Source organism: Pseudomonas sp. JH-2, assembly GCF_036231725.1.
GTDB classification, from domain to species: domain Bacteria; phylum Pseudomonadota; class Gammaproteobacteria; order Pseudomonadales; family Pseudomonadaceae; genus Pseudomonas; species Pseudomonas delhiensis.
On record NZ_JAZAQP010000109.1, the window covers coordinates 1 to 1,323 of the forward strand.

Genomic DNA, 1,323 nt, shown 5'->3' on the forward strand with positions numbered 1-1,323 from the left:
CGCTCCTATGTATGGACTCACCCCCACCGTCAACCCGCTTTTGAACAGAGGAACCCGATTGCATCTATGTATTAGGCCTGTTCGAGGAAGCCACGTCGGGCTTCTGGCCAACATTGGGTAAGCCCGCGGAATGCCGATTACAAAGAGGCCTCGAAGGCCAGTAGGAGCGTAGGCATCAATCCGCGACGGTCTGACCAGGGGTCAATGTTCTTCAGCAGGGGTTGGAGCGGCTTGGCGCCCCGGTGGCGGGAACTCGTTGGATCAGTGACTCATCTCAATCTCCTGGCAAGCGTTCGGCTTGCGCTGGTAGGTCTGCTCGCTGCGCAACAGTACCCAGGCGATCCGCAGGTTGCGGTTGGCCAGTCGCACGGCCGCCCCCTTGCGCCCCAGGCGCTGTAGCCAGCGTTGCAGGCGACGGTCGTCCGGGTGCTCGGAGTCAGGTCGCAGTTGCTTCAATACCGCATGCGCGCCCACCACCATCAGGCTGCGCACATAGGCGTCGCCACGTTTAGCCATCTTGCCCAGTCGCACCTTCTGCCCGCTGCTGTGCTGGTCGGGCACGATACCGAAGTAGGCGGCGAACTGGCGCGCATTGGCGAAACGTTCCGGTTCGGTCTGCTTGGCCAGCAGCGCCGTGGCAGTGATCGGACCAATGCCACGCACCGTCATCAGCCGTTTCGCTGCCTGGTCCGCATTGGCACACGCTTCCAGACGCTCGGTCAGCGCTGCGATGCGCTCGCCCAGTCGCTTCCACTCGCTCAGCATCTCGTCGATCAGCTCACGCAGCAGATCCGGCAAGGGCTGGCTGGCGTCTTCCAGCACTCGGGGGACACCTTGGCTCAAGGCAGCCTCCCCCTGAGCCAGGGCGATGCCCTGCTCCAGCAGTAGCCCGCGTATCTGATTACCCGTGGCCGTACGCCGCCGCACATAGCCACGCCGAATCCGGTGGCAGGCCTGCATCGCCAGCGCCGCGACACTCTTCACCGGCACCGACGCGATGCCGCAATCCCGTCCCGCTCGCAGAATGGCATGGGCATCATTGCGATCATTCTTTGCCCCGCTACGGTGCTCGGCCACACGCTGGGCCGGCAGGATACGCACCGGGTTGCCCTGCATCTGCAGCAACCGGGCCCAGGCTTGCGCACCCGGACCGGTTTCCACCAGCACCGTCACGCCCCTCGGCAGCTTCTGCAGGAACACCTGAAACGCTTCACGCGACTTGATCCGCTGCTCGTACACCAACTGGCCCTGGGCATCTTCCCCGGCCACCTGGAATACCTTCTTCGCCAAATCCACGGCGACTGTCGTGCAAGCCGACACATC

The 1,323-nt window shown here is 63.9% G+C and carries 1 protein-coding gene; it reads right to left on the reverse strand.

Going from position 1 to position 1,323, the window contains the following annotated elements; genetic code table 11:
* Positions 1–261: 261 nt before the first annotated feature.
* Positions 262–1,320 carry an IS110 family transposase gene (locus VV867_RS30915; RefSeq protein ID WP_328568435.1) on the reverse strand — a complete coding sequence of 353 codons (1,059 nt, stop codon included), beginning with the start codon at positions 1,318–1,320 and terminating at the stop codon, positions 262–264.
* Between the last annotated feature and the right edge of the window lie 3 nt (positions 1,321–1,323).